This is a genomic window from Paraburkholderia sp. JHI869, from assembly GCF_038900775.1.
GTDB lineage: Bacteria > Pseudomonadota > Gammaproteobacteria > Burkholderiales > Burkholderiaceae > Paraburkholderia.
On the sequence record NZ_JAYMSC010000007.1, the window covers coordinates 179,266 to 194,489 of the forward strand.

Annotated in this window: 15 protein-coding genes; 8 read left to right on the top strand and 7 right to left on the bottom strand. The window is 63.7% G+C overall.

Annotated elements, in window-relative coordinates; genetic code table 11:
- Positions 1–2: 2 nt before the first annotated feature.
- Positions 3–1,601, bottom strand: a complete 1,599-nt coding sequence (locus tag VSR72_RS15045; RefSeq protein WP_342953130.1) for an IclR family transcriptional regulator C-terminal domain-containing protein — start codon at positions 1,599–1,601, stop codon at positions 3–5.
- 155 nt (positions 1,602–1,756) lie between these two features.
- Here VSR72_RS15045 and VSR72_RS15050 point away from each other — a divergent pair, with 155 nt between their 5' ends.
- Entirely contained in the window at positions 1,757–2,563 is an 807-nt protein-coding gene (locus VSR72_RS15050; protein ID WP_342953131.1) for a ribonuclease activity regulator RraA, read from the top strand.
- Between the two features lie 75 nt (positions 2,564–2,638).
- Here VSR72_RS15050 and VSR72_RS15055 read toward each other — a convergent pair whose 3' ends face one another.
- The 6 genes from VSR72_RS15055 to VSR72_RS15080 form a co-directional block, all read right to left on the bottom strand.
- On the bottom strand, positions 2,639–4,051 hold the full coding sequence (locus VSR72_RS15055; RefSeq protein WP_342953132.1) for a cytosine permease: 1,413 nt from the start codon (positions 4,049–4,051) through the stop codon (positions 2,639–2,641).
- Positions 4,052–4,156: 105 nt separating this feature from the next.
- The gene (locus VSR72_RS15060; RefSeq protein WP_342953133.1) at positions 4,157–5,626 is read right to left on the bottom strand and encodes an aldehyde dehydrogenase; all 1,470 of its coding nucleotides are present in this window, start codon (positions 5,624–5,626) and stop codon (positions 4,157–4,159) included.
- Positions 5,627–5,638: 12 nt separating this feature from the next.
- Positions 5,639–6,676, bottom strand: a complete 1,038-nt coding sequence (locus VSR72_RS15065) for an LLM class flavin-dependent oxidoreductase (protein WP_342953134.1) — start codon at positions 6,674–6,676, stop codon at positions 5,639–5,641.
- Positions 6,677–6,687: 11 nt separating this feature from the next.
- The gene (locus VSR72_RS15070; RefSeq protein ID WP_342953135.1) at positions 6,688–7,641 is read right to left on the bottom strand and encodes a flavin reductase; all 954 of its coding nucleotides are present in this window, start codon (positions 7,639–7,641) and stop codon (positions 6,688–6,690) included.
- A gap of 1 nt (position 7,642) precedes the next feature.
- Positions 7,643–8,461 carry an alpha/beta hydrolase gene (locus tag VSR72_RS15075; RefSeq protein ID WP_342953136.1) on the bottom strand — a complete coding sequence of 273 codons (819 nt, stop codon included), beginning with the start codon at positions 8,459–8,461 and terminating at the stop codon, positions 7,643–7,645.
- A complete protein-coding gene (locus VSR72_RS15080; RefSeq protein ID WP_158761342.1) occupies positions 8,430–9,032 on the bottom strand; it encodes an amino acid synthesis family protein in 603 nt (200 codons plus the stop codon). Before VSR72_RS15080 ends, VSR72_RS15075 begins: the two co-directional genes overlap by 32 nt.
- Positions 9,033–9,184: 152 nt before the next feature.
- On the opposite strand from VSR72_RS15080, the gene VSR72_RS15085 reads away from it, so the two are divergent.
- The 7 genes from VSR72_RS15085 (at position 9,185) to VSR72_RS15115 (ending at position 15,209) form a co-directional block, all read left to right on the top strand.
- Positions 9,185–9,475 (top strand): DUF1330 domain-containing protein, encoded by a 291-nt coding sequence (locus VSR72_RS15085; RefSeq protein ID WP_342953137.1) that lies wholly within the window; start codon positions 9,185–9,187, stop codon positions 9,473–9,475.
- A gap of 114 nt (positions 9,476–9,589) precedes the next feature.
- Entirely contained in the window at positions 9,590–10,276 is a 687-nt protein-coding gene (locus VSR72_RS15090) for a GntR family transcriptional regulator (RefSeq protein ID WP_342953138.1), read from the top strand.
- Between the two features lie 220 nt (positions 10,277–10,496).
- The gene (locus tag VSR72_RS15095; RefSeq protein WP_342953139.1) at positions 10,497–11,375 is read left to right on the top strand and encodes an alpha/beta fold hydrolase; all 879 of its coding nucleotides are present in this window, start codon (positions 10,497–10,499) and stop codon (positions 11,373–11,375) included.
- A complete protein-coding gene (locus VSR72_RS15100; RefSeq protein ID WP_342953140.1) occupies positions 11,368–12,336 on the top strand; it encodes a flavin reductase family protein in 969 nt (322 codons plus the stop codon). The genes VSR72_RS15095 and VSR72_RS15100 overlap by 8 nt, the downstream gene beginning before the upstream one ends.
- A 99-nt stretch (positions 12,337–12,435) precedes the next feature.
- Positions 12,436–13,467, top strand: a complete 1,032-nt coding sequence (locus VSR72_RS15105) for an ABC transporter substrate-binding protein (protein WP_342953141.1) — start codon at positions 12,436–12,438, stop codon at positions 13,465–13,467.
- Between the two features lie 61 nt (positions 13,468–13,528).
- A complete protein-coding gene (locus tag VSR72_RS15110) occupies positions 13,529–14,413 on the top strand; it encodes an ABC transporter permease (protein WP_342953142.1) in 885 nt (294 codons plus the stop codon).
- A 1-nt stretch (position 14,414) separates the two neighbouring features.
- A complete protein-coding gene (locus VSR72_RS15115) occupies positions 14,415–15,209 on the top strand; it encodes an ABC transporter permease (protein ID WP_342953143.1) in 795 nt (264 codons plus the stop codon).
- Positions 15,210–15,224 lie beyond the last annotated feature (15 nt).

Genomic DNA, 15,224 nt, shown 5'->3' on the forward strand with positions numbered 1-15,224 from the left:
AATCAGGCCTCGAATTGCAGGCGCAGCAAGTGCCCCGAAAGCGGCGCGCTCGCGAGCGATTCAATCGGCTGATGATTGCGGTCGCTCGTAATGTAGAGCGAGGCGCGGCGGCCCGCCTCGCGTACGAACGCGAGGCCCGTGGGCGCGGCGACGGGCAGACTCACGATGCCTTCGAGCGCGCCTTCGGCAGTGAAGCGCATGAGGCTCCAGCCGTCGCGCAACGCGGCCCATACCCCACCTCGGTCGTCGAGCGCGACGCCCGAGAGGCGGCCCGAGCCGGGCGGCATGGAGGCGAAGCGGCGCACGGCGGACGATCCTCGCCGCAACAGGTAGAGCGTGCCGGAAGCCGAGGCGGCCGCGAAGGCCTGCTCGCCGTCGGCGGACCACGTGAGCGAATCGATCCGCTCGCTGAATTTCCAAATCGCTTCGAAGCGCTGCGCGTCGTTGATGAAGCCCAGATGGCCGTGATTGCCGCGCTCGAACCACGCCCATGTGTGGCCGCCGGGATCGGTCGAGAGCAGGGCGACGTCGGGGTCGGTCCAGACGCTCGTGCCTTCGAAGGCGGTGAGCGTGTCGTCGGGGCCGAGCACGAGATGCCGGCCGGTCTGCGCGATCAGCAGTCCTTCAGGACGCAACTGCATGCCGTTGATGGGCGCGTCGAGCTGGCAGACGATGCGGTCCTGCGCATCTCCCACCGCGGACGAGAACGCATGGAGCGCGGGCGCGAGCGTATCGGCCCAGTAGAGCGATTCGCGCGCGGCCCACCACACGGGATGCGCGCCATGAAACGCCCACGCTGTGCTCACCGCTGAGACTTCGTCCGCTTCCGCGCTGCTATTGCCCGCCTGAAGTTGCGCGCCCACGCGCCGCGCGGCCTCCGCCAGTTCCGGCCCGAGCAATTCGAGCCGCGCGAGCGACATGCGGTAAGCGGGCCCCGCCACGCTCAGCGCACCGCGCACGCGGCCTTCGCTGTCGACGATGGGCGCCGCGACACAACGCACGCCCAGCACGATCTCTTCGTCATCGATGGCGTAGCCGCGCGTGGCCGTGATCCGTAGTTCGACCTGCAGCCGGCGGCGGTCGGTGATGGTGCGCGGCGTGAGCGCCGTCATCGTGACGTTGCGCAGCAGCGCCTCGCGTTCGTCGCGCGGCATGCGCGAGAGAATCGCCTTGCCCTGGCCCGTGCAATAGACCGGCTTGCTGCGCCCGAGCGCGGCGGCCGAGCGCTGAGAATGCGCACCGTCGCAGCGCTCCAGCGAGATGACGTCGCTGCCGTCGAGCGCGGCGAGATAGGTGGTTTCGCCCGTGAGGTCGCGCAGCGTGCGCAGTTCGGGCGTGGCGGCCGCGACGAGATCGGGCATGAGATACGAGTTGCGCACCAGTTCCAGATAGCGGAAACCGAGCCGGTAGACGCGATGCGTGGGATCGCGCCGCAACAACCCGTGTTCGATCAGCGTCGCCAGGATGCGATAGAGCGTCGTTTTCGGCAGTCCCGCGTGTTCGAGCAGCTCCGCGTTGGTCAGCCCGTGCGGCGTCGCGCCCACCATTTCCAGCACCGTCAGCGCCTTTGAGAGCGCCGCTGTTCCGTCTCCGATACTCATATTTCCACCTTTTGGAATTCACCGGCGCACGGCCCGTTTGGGCCTCGTCGATGTCCACGACTTTAGCAGTAGGATCGGTTGCGTTGGAGCGGTAACGCTTCTCCAGTTCCATATGCTGGAACTGAAGCCATTTTGACGACAGCCAAGGAAGCCAGATGACACTTCATGCCTACGCGGAAGGCCTCGATCGCGAAGTCGAGCGCGCCGTTCAAGTCAGCGACGAGACGCTCGCGCGTCTCGCGAAAATCAGCAGCGGTTCGCTCACGACACAGCTGTTCAAGCGGGGATTCCGCCAGCCGGCGCTGGTTGGGCTGCGCGCCATCAACCACGAGGTCAAGCCCTTTGCCGGCCGCGCGTTCACGATGCGCTTCATTCCTGCGCGCGAGGATATCGACACCTACGGCACGATGACCACGCGCCCGAACGCCGACAATCTGCAATGGCAGGGCGTCGAGCAGATTCGCGAAGGGGACGTTCTGGTGATCGACAGCCGCGACGATCCGCGCGCGGCATCGGCGGGCAATATTCTGGTGACGCGTCTGCTGGCGCGCGGCGCGCGCGCCATCGTCACGGACGGCGCGCTGCGCGACGGCAGCGAAATCGCGCAAATGCCGTTGCCCGCTTACGCGCGTGAAATCACGGCGACCACGCGCATTTCGTATCACCACGTTGCGGACTTGCAGGTGCCGATCGGCTGTGCGGGCGTAGCCGTGTATCCGGGCGATGTGATCGTCGGCGACGCAGATGGATTGACGGTCGTGCCCGCGCATCTCGCCCAGGAGCTGGCGGACCTGTGCGAGAAGCAGGACGACATCGAAAGCTATCTGGCCATGCGGATTGCCGCGGGAGAGCCGCTGTGGGGCGTTTATCCGCCCAGCCCGCAGTCGTATGCGGACTACGAGGCGTGGGTCGAGGCGGGGCGTCCGGCTATCGCGCCGCTCGCACGGGTGGTGGGGTGCTAGGCGTTGTCGGTAAGCAAGTGCCGCCCTGCGAGGGGCGGCACTTGCTTTTGCATGCAGCGGCGGCTGCGGCGCACATCACTCCGAAGCTGCAACCCCCGCCGGCGCCCGCCTCGTGGAACGCGAACCATCCTTCGACGCGAACACGTAGTAAGTCAACGCAGTGGCAACGAGACCAACCATCCAGGAGACATCCGCGTCACCCATGATCGACGCTAAGGGGCCGTGGAAAAAGCTCTCCGCCATGAACGGCACCTGCACCGCAATACCGAAGAGATAAATGGCGATAGCCTTGAAATTGAAGGACCCATAGACGCCGCCGTGGCTGCTCACGATCTCCGAAACACGATAGCGCCGGTTGTTGATCAGATAGAAGTCGACCAGATTGATCGCCACCCAGGGCGCGAGGACGATGCGCATCGCGAAGATCGCAGTCAGGAAGATCGCGATGAAATTGCTCGAAGCCCACAACGCCGTGACGGTCGACGCGACCAGCAGAACCGTCGAAAAGACGACGCGCACAGTGCGGCCCGGCACCCAGTCGGGACGGAAGGTCTGCGCGGCGGTAATGAAGGACAACACCCCGCCATACAGATTCATGCCGTTGTGGCCAATGATATTAACCAGAAAGAGGAAGATCAGCACATAACCGAACATGCCCGTTTGCGTGCGGATGGCTTCCATCGCATCGGTGGAGTGGCCGGTGCTGACCGCAAGCACGCCAAAGAGAAACGCGAAGATCGTGCCGAGCGACGTGCCGAAATACGTGAACGCGAAGGTCTTTGCGAAACCCGCGGAGGTAGGCAGGTAGCGCGAATAGTCGGACGTGTAGGGCGCAAAGCTGATTTGCCAGACGGCGCAAAGCCCGAACATCGCGAACCAGTTCGAAACGTCAAAATGGCCTTGCTGCAGGATTTGCGCGTTCAGGCCCGGCGCCATCATGACCATGCCGATCAAGAGCGCGCCGCCCATGAACCATGCGCCAATCTTGTTGAAGCGATGGATGAAGTGATAGCCGATCACGCCGACGAGCGTCGCGAGAATCGCGCCGAGCACGGTGCCCACCGGCACGGGCACGGCAGGGGCGGCGGTATGCAGCGTCTTGCCCGCGAGAATGATGTTCGAGACGAAAAAGCCGAGATAGATCAGCGTGGTGAAACTGACCACGAGCAGCGAGCCATAGCGGCCGAATTGCGCGCGGCTCTGAATCATCTGCGGCACGCCGACGAGCGGGCCTTGCGCAGAGGTGAGGGCGTGGAAAATGGCGCCGAAGAATTGCCCGGCGACGATGGCGAGAATCGCGCTCATCACGTCGAGGTGAAAGACCAGGACCGAAGTCGCGCCGGAAATCACCGCGAGCGGCGCGACATTCGTGCAGAACCACAACGTGAACAAATCGACTGGCTTGCCATGCCGATTCTCGGGAGCGACATACTCGATCGAGTTGCTTTCAATGGTCAGAACGCTGTTGTCGTTCACCGGGTTTTTCATAGTGTCTCCATCTTTATTGCACGGGCTGAGCCACGCCACGAAAGTGGCGCAACTCAGTCCTTAACGGCTTTGAAGCGGCTTTGAAGCGGAACAGCAGGCAGCGAATCAGCGCATCACGAACGGATCGCTGATCGGCTCGTCCGAGGTGCGAAGCCACACGGACTTTGTCGTCGTGTATTCGAGCGCGGCGGCCATGCCGCCCTCGCGGCCGTGCCCGGAAAGTCCGAAGCCGCCGAACGGCACGAGCGGCGAAACCGCCCGATACGTGTTGATCCAGACGATGCCCGAACGCACGCGGCGCGAAACGCGATGTGCGCGGGTGAGGTTGGTGGTGAAGATGCCCGCGGCGAGGCCGTAAGCGGTGCTGTTCGCCTTCTCGATGGCTTCCTGTTCGGAAGAGAACGTATCCACCGAAAGCACGGGCCCGAAAAGCTCGGTCGTGATGCTATCGGCGTTGCTCACGCCCGTGCAGTCCAGAATCGTGGGCGCGTAGTAGTAGCCATCGCGCTCCAGCGCCTTGCCGCCCGCCAGCACCTTGGCGCCTTGACTCACGGAACTCGCGACGATCTTCTCGATGTTGCGCAGTTGTCGTTGGGTGCAAAGCGGCCCGTATTCCGTCGTCATCTCGTTGGGCGAGCCCACGCGAATGCGCGAAACACGCTCCACGAGCAGCCCGAGAAACTGATCCTTCACGGACGCCTCGATCAAAAGACGCGAGCCCGCTACGCAGCTTTGTCCGCTTGCCGCGAAAATGGCCGCGACTTGCGCATTCACCGCGCTCTGGATATCGGTGTCGGCGAACACGATGAAGGGCGATTTGCCGCCCAGTTCCAGCGAGACTTTCGCGAGATTGTTCGACGTGTTCCTGACGATGTGCCGCGCGGTTTCCGGGCCGCCCGTGAAGGCCACCTTGTCGACCTTGGGATGGCTGCTGAGCACCGCGCCGCATTCCGGCCCGAAGCCGGTGACCACGTTGACGACACCCGGCGGAAATCCCGCTTCATGCACGAGCTTCGCGAATTCGAGCAGCGGGCCGGGCGCTTCCTCGGAAGCCTTCAGGACGACCGTGCAACCGGCGGCGAGCGCCGGCCCGACCTTCACTGCGGAAAGGAACAACTGGCTGTTCCATGGAACGATGGCGGCCACCACGCCAACAGGCTGCCGTTCCAGCCAGACCTGCATGTCCGGCTTGTCGACGGGAATGTGGCTCCCTTCGATCTTGTCGGCAATGCCAGCGTAGTAGCGGTAGTACTCGGCCACGTAAGCGATCTGGCTCGACGTCTCGCGAATGATCTTGCCGGTGTCGTTCGTTTCAATTTCAGCGAGTCGCGGCGCAGCCTTTTCGACGAGCCCGGCAAGTTTGTGCAGCAGCTTGCCGCGCGCCGATGCGGTGAGCCCGGCCCAAGCGGAATCGGTCAGCGCACGGTTGGCCGCCTCGACGGCGCGATTGACCTGCTCCGTGCGCGCTTCGGGCATTTGCGCCCACACTTTGCCCGTGGCCGGGTTCACGCTGCCGAACGTCGCCGCGCCCGGTTCGAACTGGCCGTCGATGTACAGCTGAAAATGAAAATCCATGGAATCCGCCCCTTACCTGAACGCAGGCATGACGTCGTTGATCATGCGCTCGAGCGACGCCTTCTTGCGCTCGAAGCTCATGCCCGTGTCGATCCAGAACGAGTACTCGTCGAAGCCGAGTCTCTCGTAGGCCCGCAGGCGTCCGATCACTTCCTCGGGCGTGCCGATGACGTTGTTCTTGCGCATCGCTTCAGGCGTGTAGAACGGATGAGCCGCCATTTCTTCCTTCGTGAGCGGCTTGATCATGCCGCGGCTCACGGGCCGCTCGTTCTTGAACCACGCACCGAAGTAGTTGTAGAACGCATTCACTTCGTCGGCGGCGACTTGCGCGTCGTCTTCGCTGCTCGCCACATACGTGTGGCGCAGCAGCATGATCTGCGGGCGCGGCACGTTGCTGAACTTCTCGCACGCGGCGTTGAAGTGGCCAACGAGCTTCTCGACTTCTTCGTCGCCAAAATGCAGCGGCGTGACCTGTACGTTGCAACCGTTGGACACGGCGAATTCGTGGCTGTTCGGGTCGCGTGCGGCCACCCAGATCGGCGGATGCGGGCGTTGCAGCGGCAACGGCGACGACGTGGTCGAAGGAAATTTCCAGAACTCGCCTTCATGCGCGTAATCGCCTTCCCAGAGCTTTTTCACGGCCGGAATGAGTTCGCGCATGCGCTGGCCCGCGCCCCAGGCGTCGAGGCCCGGCATCAGGCGTTCGTATTCGAACGAATACGCGCCACGTGCGATGCCCAGATCCAGTCGGCCATTCGAGATGATGTCGGTCATCGCAGCTTCGCCGGCGAGCTTGATCGGATGCCAGAAGGGCGCAATGACCGTGCCCGTGCCGAGCCTCACGTTCTTCGTCTTGTTGGCGAGGTCCGCGATGTTGAGGAACGGATTGGGCGCGATCGTGAAGTCCATGGCGTGGTGCTCGCCGGTCCAGATGGCATGCATGCCACCGCGGTCGGCGATCTGGCACAGCTCGACCATTTCGTCATACAACTGCTTTTGACTGGTCTGGTCGGAGACGCGCTCCATGTGAACGAAAAGCGAAAATCGCATGATGGAACCTTTCAGGAATGAAGCGGACGGACTGTGCCGTTGCTATGGTCGCCGAAGTACATCCCGTAGCTCTTCAATTCGCTTTCCTTGCGGTAGCGCTGGAGCATGCTGGCGAGTGCGCTGTCCTGGAACGCTTGCGCCTCGATGTCTTCCAGGCTGACGAATTGACCCGCAGCGGCGAGTTCGTCCGGCGCGCTGCACAGGAACGAGATGTACTGGTAATGGGTTTCGGTATTGTTGTAGACCGAATAGATGAAACTTGCCGAAGCGTCGGGCTGGTACTTCGCGAAGATCTCGGCGAGCGCCTTGTCGGCGCCTTCCTTGCCGATCTCCTTCGAAGGCAGGCCCCACTTGCCGTCGGCGGTCTTCACGAGGAGCACCTTGTCCTCGCGCGCGATGATCGCGCTCACGATGACCTTCGGGCCCGCGATGACTTCCGCCGACACCTTGGCCGGCGTGAAATAGCCGCCGCGGTAGTAGCCGAGGCCCGCAAATCCCGCGGAATGAAACGCCTCGACGCGGCCAACGATGAGCGCGTGGTCGCCCGCGTCGATCACGGCGTGCGTCGTGCAGTCGAACCAGGCGCTAACGTCGCTAATGAGCGGGTTGCGGTTGGCGCTCAATTGCCAGTTCACGTTGGCGAAACGGTCGTCGCTCGGCCGCGCGAACGTGTTGGACAGATCTTTTTGTCCTTCCGCGAGGATGTTGATGGCGAAGTGCCCCGCCGTGGAAAACGTCTGGTAATTGCTCGACGTCTTCGCAATGCTAACCAGCAGCAAGGCGGGGTCGAGCGAAACGGACGAAAACGAATTGGCGGTGAAGCCGAGCGGCTTGCCGTCGTCGCTCGCGGTGGTCACGATCGTCACGCCCGTCATGAATGCGCCGAACGCGTCGCGCAACTCGCGCGTGTTGATCTTCGCTGCTTCCTGAACTTGGCTCGCTTCCTGGTTCGCTATTTGGCTCATCTCACACTTCCACTTCGTGGGTTTCGACCTGCGGCTGCGTCTGCAACCAGGCACGCAGCGCGCGATTGACTTCGTCAGGCGCGGTCAGGTTCACCATGTGGCGCTCGTTTTCGATCACCACGGCCGTGCCGTTGTGCGCGGCTTGCGCCATCTGCCTTGCCATCTCCGGCGTCGAGTTTGGATCGTCGGAGCCGGTGAGCACGAGGGCAGGGCAGCGAATCGTGTGCCAGCCGTCCGCATAGACTTCATCGCCGCCGGCAAACGCCGTATAGGCCGTGGCGTAGCCCGCGAGGTTCACCGACTTCAGCCACGACTCGACCTTCTTCGCCGCGATTTGCTGGGCTTCCTCGGCGTTGAACCAGCGCCGCAAGGGCGTATCCACGTCGATGGTGCCCGAGCGCAATTCGGCGGCGCGCTGCAACACGGCTTCGCGTGCCTGACCGGTGCGCCGGTACACACCGTTCAGGACTGCCACACGCTTGACCAGATCGGGACGCGTGACTGCGACGCCTGCCGCGATCAGCGAACCCATTGAGTGTCCCGCCAGATTGACGGGGCCAACCTCCAGCGCTTCGATGAAACTCGATGCCCACTCAACAAACTGCGGCAAGCCGGCGCCCGCTTCGAGCGCATCGCTTTGACCATGGCCCGGCATATCGACCGAGATCACCCGGAATTCAGCCGAGAGGTCTTCGATCTGCGGATACCACGCGCTCGCTTGCATGCCCACGCCGTGAACCAGGACGAGCGGTTCGCCCGAGCCTTGCTCCAGATAGTGCGCAACACGCTTACTTGACAGCTGCAGGGTTCTTGACGTCATTTCCGAGCTCTGCGAGGTCTTTGTAGCGATCGCCAATACGGTGATGCGGACGGCCGCCCGTTGCGGCGCCAATGGCGATGACGAGTTCGTCGGCGGCCGGCGCATCGGCAATCGAGAACTGGAGCGTGAGGTAGTGCGAGCGGCGGCCTTCGTCGTTCTTGTCCATCATCGGGATGAGCAGCGGCGCATTGGCCGGGCCACGCGTGTTGTTGAACGCGAGATACGATTTCGCACCCACGGCCGAGCGGTAGGTGTTGCCGAAGTGCAGCGTGTGGATGAGCGCGGACGCATGCTCGAGTTCGCCCGAAAGACCGACGATGGCGCTCTTGCCGAACGCTTCGACCGCTTCGCCCGAGCCGGCTTCGTCGATGATCAGCTTCGTGAGGTGCTCGCTCAGTTGCGGCGCGAGTGCGCGAATCTCGGGCGAAAGGTCTTCCACATAACCGCGGCCGGCCCACGGGTTCTTGATCACCGCGACCGCGCCGATCATTTTCAGCGGCTTCGCGGCGGCCTTGTCGCCGTCTACGAAGACGTTCTCGACATGGAGGATGGATTTGCGAATCAGGCTCATGGCAACTTCCTACGTACGTTGAGTGTGAGAGGCATTTTGGTATACCATGTTACGGCATGCCATGAGTGTTAACCCGATAGGGCACTGCGAGGCCCGTCCGACAAGGCATTGACGGGTTTTTTGCCCCATTCTGAGAAGTCAAAGGAGGAGAGATGACTGCATACTGGATCGCCCATGTCACGGTGCTGGATTCCGTGAAATACAAGGACTACACGGACATCGCACCGCTGGCGTTCAAGAAGTTCGGCGCCGTATTTCTCGCGCGCGGCGGCGCTTCGCAGGTGCTGGAAGGCGAGTCGTTCGCGCGGCACGTTGTGATCCGGTTCCCCGACATGCAAACGGCGCTCGACTGCTACCACTCGCCGGAATATCAGGCCGCCAAGGCAAAGCGCGATGGGCATTGCGTGGCGCAGATCACGATCGTCGAGGGGCTGGAGGGCTGATCAAACCCTTGCGGTGGGTGACAGAAGGTAAGCAAGACGTCAGTTGCGTCATAATATGGCATTCCATGCCCGCGCCCTGGTGCGCGGGCCTTCGTCCATCTCCGACTGTCGCCTATGCAAGACCTCAAAATCGACCGCAATGCCAAGACCCTGCGTGAGCTCACGCTCGACAAACTGCGCGGCGCGATAGTTCAGGGGTACTTCCGGCCTGGCACGCGGCTCGTCGAACGCACGCTGTGCGACGAGCTTGGTGTGAGCCGCACGGTGGTGCGCGAGGTGCTTCGGCATCTCGAGACCGAAGGGCTCGTCGAGATCGTCGCGCGGCAAGGGCCGATCGTGGCGCGGCTCGATCCCGCGCAAGTGGGCGAGATCTACGAGTTGCGCGGTCTGCTCGAAGCGAACGCCGCGCGGGCCTGCGCTGAAAACGCCACGCCCGAAGTCGTGCAGCAACTGCGCGAGATCCGCGCGAGCATCGAAGACGCTTTCGAAGAGCGCGACCTGCCGCGCGTGGTGGAGCACACCGAGCGCTTCTATGAAACGCTGTTCGAAGCCGCCAACAAGCAGGTGTCGCTCACGGTGGTGAAGACGCTCAACGCGCGCATCAACCGCCTGCGCGCGCTGACCATTGCCATGCCGGGGCGCGGCGGCGACTCCAACCGCGAGATGAACCTCCTGCTCGACGCCATCGAGCGGCGCGACGGCGAAGCGGCCTCCGCAGCGTCGTTCGCGCATATCAAGCGAGTCTCCGAGCTGGCGCTTTCGGCGCTGGCCCAGCAGAACGAGGGGCTCGGCGACGCCTGACGCGCTCGCTGACTCGCCCGTCTGAAGAAGGCCGCCGGCAAACACCGGCGGCCTTTTCTTTTGTCTGCTCAATTCACGCGCGTTGCGCTGGCCCAAAGCGTGCCAATCTGACCGTTGGCAATCTCATGGTATTCCATAATACGCAATGCATTGTTGTGGGCCATAAGATGGAATACCATAATCTCATCGAATGCGACCCGTCGTACGGAGCCTGAATTCCATGAAGCCTGATTTCGCCCCCGAACATGCCGTGTCGCGTGCTCAGCACGGTCAAACCGCGGGCACGTGCTACAGCGTGTACGCACCGCAAACGAGTGCCGCGTGCGAAACCGTGGTGCTGATCCATGGCGTGGGCATGAACCAGAGCGTGTGGGCGCCGCAGATCGATGCGTTGTCCGGATCGTTTCGCGTCGTCGCCTACGACATGCTGGGCCACGGCGACAGCGCGCTGCCGAGCGCCGAGCCCACGCTCGACGAATACGCCGCGCAACTCGAAGCGCTGCTCGACGCCATCCAGGTCGAGCGAGCGCATGTGGTGGGGCATTCGATGGGCGCGCTCGTCGCGCTCGAATTCGCGCTGCTCAATGCGCCGCGCACGCTGAGCGTGGTCGCGCTGAACGCGGTGTACGACCGCACGCCGGCGCAGCGCGAAGCGGTGATGACGCGCGCGGCGAGTCTGGGCGACGCGCCCGCCGCGAGCGGCGTGGACGCGACGCTCTCGCGCTGGTTCGGCGACCCGATTCCGGGGCATCTGACCCAGGCCGCGCAGGCGGTGCGTGCGCTGCTGCTTGCCGTCGATCCCGTGGGCTACGCGCGCACCTACCGTCTGTTCGCATCGTCGGATGACGCGCACGTGGGGCGGCTCGCGAATCTCACCGTGCCCGCGCTCTTCCTCACCGGCGAGTGCGATCCGAATTCGAGCGGACAGATGTCGCACGCGATGGCGGCTGTCGCGCCGCGCGCCCGCGCGGAAGTCATTGCGAACGCGCGCCACATGATGAACGTCACCGACCCGGAACGCGTCAACGCGAGTCTGCTCGCGTTCCTCACCGAAGCATCCGCAACGCATGCAGCTACCACAGGAGAACGCAATGGCTGAGCTGATGACCGCCGCCCCCGCGCAACAGGCTTTCGATATCGCCGAATTCCGCCGCGCGCTTGGCGCTTTCGTGACGGGCGTGACCGTCGTTACGACGATCCAGCCCGACGGTTCGCCGCGCGGCTTCACGGCCAACTCGTTCACCTCGGTGTCGCTCGACCCGCCGCTCATTCTGGTGTGCATCGCGAAGACGGCGTCGAGCTACGCAGTGTTCTCAGAGACGCACCGCTTCGCCGTGAGCGTGCTCGCCGAAGACCAGCAGCAGGTTTCGGGCGTGTTCGCCTCGAAAGCCGCGGACAAGTTCGCGCAAGTGCCCTGGAGCACGCGCAAGACGGGCGCACCCGTGATGGATGGCGCGGCAGCGAGCTTCGATTGCACGACGCACGAAGTCGTGGACGCGGGCGACCACATCATCCTGATCGGCCGCGTGGTGGACTTCGTGCAAACGAGTTCGACGCCGCTTGGCTACTGCCGCGGCGCGTACGTGAACTTCAGCCTCTCGCAGGACGCGCTGGCCGCAGCCGGCGTGCGCGCAAAAGTGGGCGCGATTCTCGAGCACCGCGATGGCGTCGTGCTCATCGACACGCCCAACGGCGTGGCATTGCCAACGGGCGTCAAGCTCGAACCGGCCAGCGACGCGGCGAGCCTGCGCGGTGTGCTCGCGAAGCTCGGCCTGCGCGCGCATCTCGACTTTCTTTTCGCCGTCTTCGAAGACTTCAGCGGCAAAGGGCCTGGCGAGCATATCTATTATCGCGGCCGCGTGATGCAGAACGCCTCGCCCTGGCTCGACAGCAGCATCCGCATCGTGCCGCTCTCGCAGATTCCCTGGGAGGAAATCAGCGACATCGCCGTGCGCTCGATGCTCGAACGCTATGTGCGCGAACGCAAGCAGGACGCATTCGGCATTTATGTGGGCGATTGCGAAGCCGGCACCGTGCAGCCGCTCGCCCTCGCGCATTGATCACACGAGACAACACACAACCATGAAGCCGGCGCGCATCCGTGCATCCGCGCAGCCGGCCTGACGAAGCGACAACCTACCGTTTCCCCGGAGACAGCCATGAGCAGCAGAAGCACCACGTTTATCGCGCCCTTGTTCGTTGCCTGCGCAACGACATTCGCAGTCGCACCGGCACTGGCCGCAGACCCCATCGTCTTCACGAGCTGGGGAGGCACCACGCAATCGTCGCAACAAAAGGATTGGGCGCAGCCGTTCACGCAGGCAAGCGGCATTACCGTGCTGATGGACGGCCCGACCGACTACGGCAAGCTCAAGGCAATGGTCGACAGCGGCAACGTGAGCTGGGACGTCGTGGACGTGGAGGGCGACTTCGCCTATGCCGCGCAGAAGGCCGGCCTGATCGAGCCGATCGATTATTCGGTGGTGAAGAAGGACGAACTGGACCCGCGCTTCGCTTCGCAGGCCGCGGTGGGCAGCTTCTATTACTCGTTCGTGCTCGGCTACAACAAGGCGAAATACACGGGCGCGCAGCCGCAAACGTGGGCGGATCTCTTCGACACGAAGCGCTTCCCGGGCAAGCGCACGTTCTATAAGTGGTCGGCACCGGGCGTGCTGGAAATCGCGCTGCTCGCCGACGGCGTGCCGCCCAACAAGCTCTATCCGCTCGACCTCGACCGCGCGTTCAAGAAACTCGACACGATCAAGAGCGACATCGTCTGGTGGAGCGGCGGTGCGCAGTCGCAGCAGCTGCTCGCTTCGGGCGAGGCACCGATCGGCATGTTCTGGAACGGCCGCCTGCACGCGCTCGCGCAAACCGGCGTGCCCGTTGGCATCTCGTGGAACCAGAACCTCACCGCCGCCGACATGCTCGTGATCCCGAAGGGCGCGAAGCACCGCGACGCGGCGATGAAGTATCTCGCGGCCGCGACGAGCCCGCAGGCCCAGGCCAAATTCGCAGCCGATACGGGTTACGCGCCGATCAACGTGAAGTCGGCCGCGCTCATGTCGCCGGCCATGGCGAAGACGCTGCCCGATCAATACAAGGAATCGCAGATCAATCTCGACATGAAGTACTGGGCCGAGAACCGCGACGCGATTGCGAAGCGCTGGTACGCGTGGCAATCGAAGTAAGCCAGGCCCGATAGAGGCTGCTACGCGGCAAACCGGGAATACCGGAGACATTGGAGACATCATGCCTAACGTATTGAGTACCGTCGCGCACCCGGCTGCGGCGGCCACGCGCAAGCGGCGCGACTGGCGCAGCATGCGGCTGCTGACGCCCGCCATGCTGCTGCTCGTGATCTTCTTCCTGCTGCCGGTGCTCTCGCTGCTGCTGCGCAGCGTGCTGGAGCCCACACCTGGCCTGCACAACTATCAGCAACTGCTCGGCTCGACCACCTATTTGCGCGTGTTCGGCAATACGTTTCTCGTGGCGACGGTCGTGACGCTCGTCACGCTGCTCGTGGGCTTCCCGGTGGCGTGGCTGCTCGCCATCGCGCCGCGCAAGGTCAGCGGCGTGTTCTTCGCGATCCTGCTGCTGTCGATGTGGACCAACCTGCTCGCGCGGACCTTCGCGTGGATGGTGCTGCTCCAGGAAACCGGCCCGATCAACCGCATGCTGATGGCGATCGGCGTGATCCATGAGCCGCTCTCGCTCGTCAACAACCTCACGGGCGTAACGATTGGCATGACTTACATCATGCTGCCGTTTCTCGTGATGCCGCTGCACGCCACGCTGCGCAGCATCGACCCTTCGACGCTGCGCGCCGCCGCCGTGTGTGGCGCGAGCCGCTGGCAGGCGTTCTGGCGCATTCTCGTGCCGCTCGCCATGCCGGGCGTGGCCTCGGGGGCGTTGATGGTGTTCGTGATGGCGCTGGGCTACTTCGTCACGCCCGCGCTGCTGGGCGGTCCGTCGTACATGATGCTCGCGGAACTCATTGCGCAGCTCGTGCAGGAGCTGCTGAACTGGGGCCTCGCCGGCGCTGCCGCATTCGTGCTGCTCGCCGTGACGCTCTCGCTCTATGCGCTGCAACTGCGCTTCACGCGCAATGCGCGCGCAAGTCTCGGAGGGCGCTGACATGTTGCTCGATTTCGATCGTCTGGGCGCACTGCGCTGGTTGTTGCTCGCCGTGGGCGGGGCCGTCGCGCTGTTTCTCCTGTTGCCCATTGTCTTTATCGTCGCGCTCTCATTCGGCGACTCGCAATGGCTTATTTTTCCGGCGCCGGGCTGGACTCTCGAGTGGTACCGCCAGCTCTTCACCGATCCGGGCTGGATCGACTCGCTGCTCACGAGCGCAAAGCTCGCCGTAATCGTCACGGTGCTCTCCGTTGGAATCGGCTTTCTCGCTTCGCTTGCGCTCGTACGCGGCAAGTTCCGCGGGCGCGGCGCGGTGCAGGCCTTCTTCATCACGCCGATGGTGCTGCCGGTCGTGGTGCTCGCGGTCGCGCTCTATGCATTCGTTCTGCGCATCGGCATGAACGGCACGATGACGGGCTTCGTGATCGGCCACCTGATCATCGCGTTGCCGTTCTCGATCATCTCGATCAGCAACTCGCTTACGAGCTTCGACACGTCGCTCGAAGACGCGGCGCTCATTTGCGGCGCCTCGCCGCTCACGGTGAAGCTGAAGGTCACGCTGCCGGCCATCCGGCTCGGCATCTACGCGGCCGCGATCTTCTCGTTCCTCGCTTCGTGGGACGAAGTGGTCGTGTCCATCTTCATGTCGAGCCCCACGCTGCAGACGCTGCCCGTGCGGATCTGGTCCACGCTGCGCCAGGACCTCACGCCCGTCGTTGCAGCGGCGTCTTCGCTGCTCGTTGCGTTGACAACGTTATTGATGCTGGCGGGCGCCGTACTGCGCCGCGGCCGCTAACCGAGGTAAACAAGC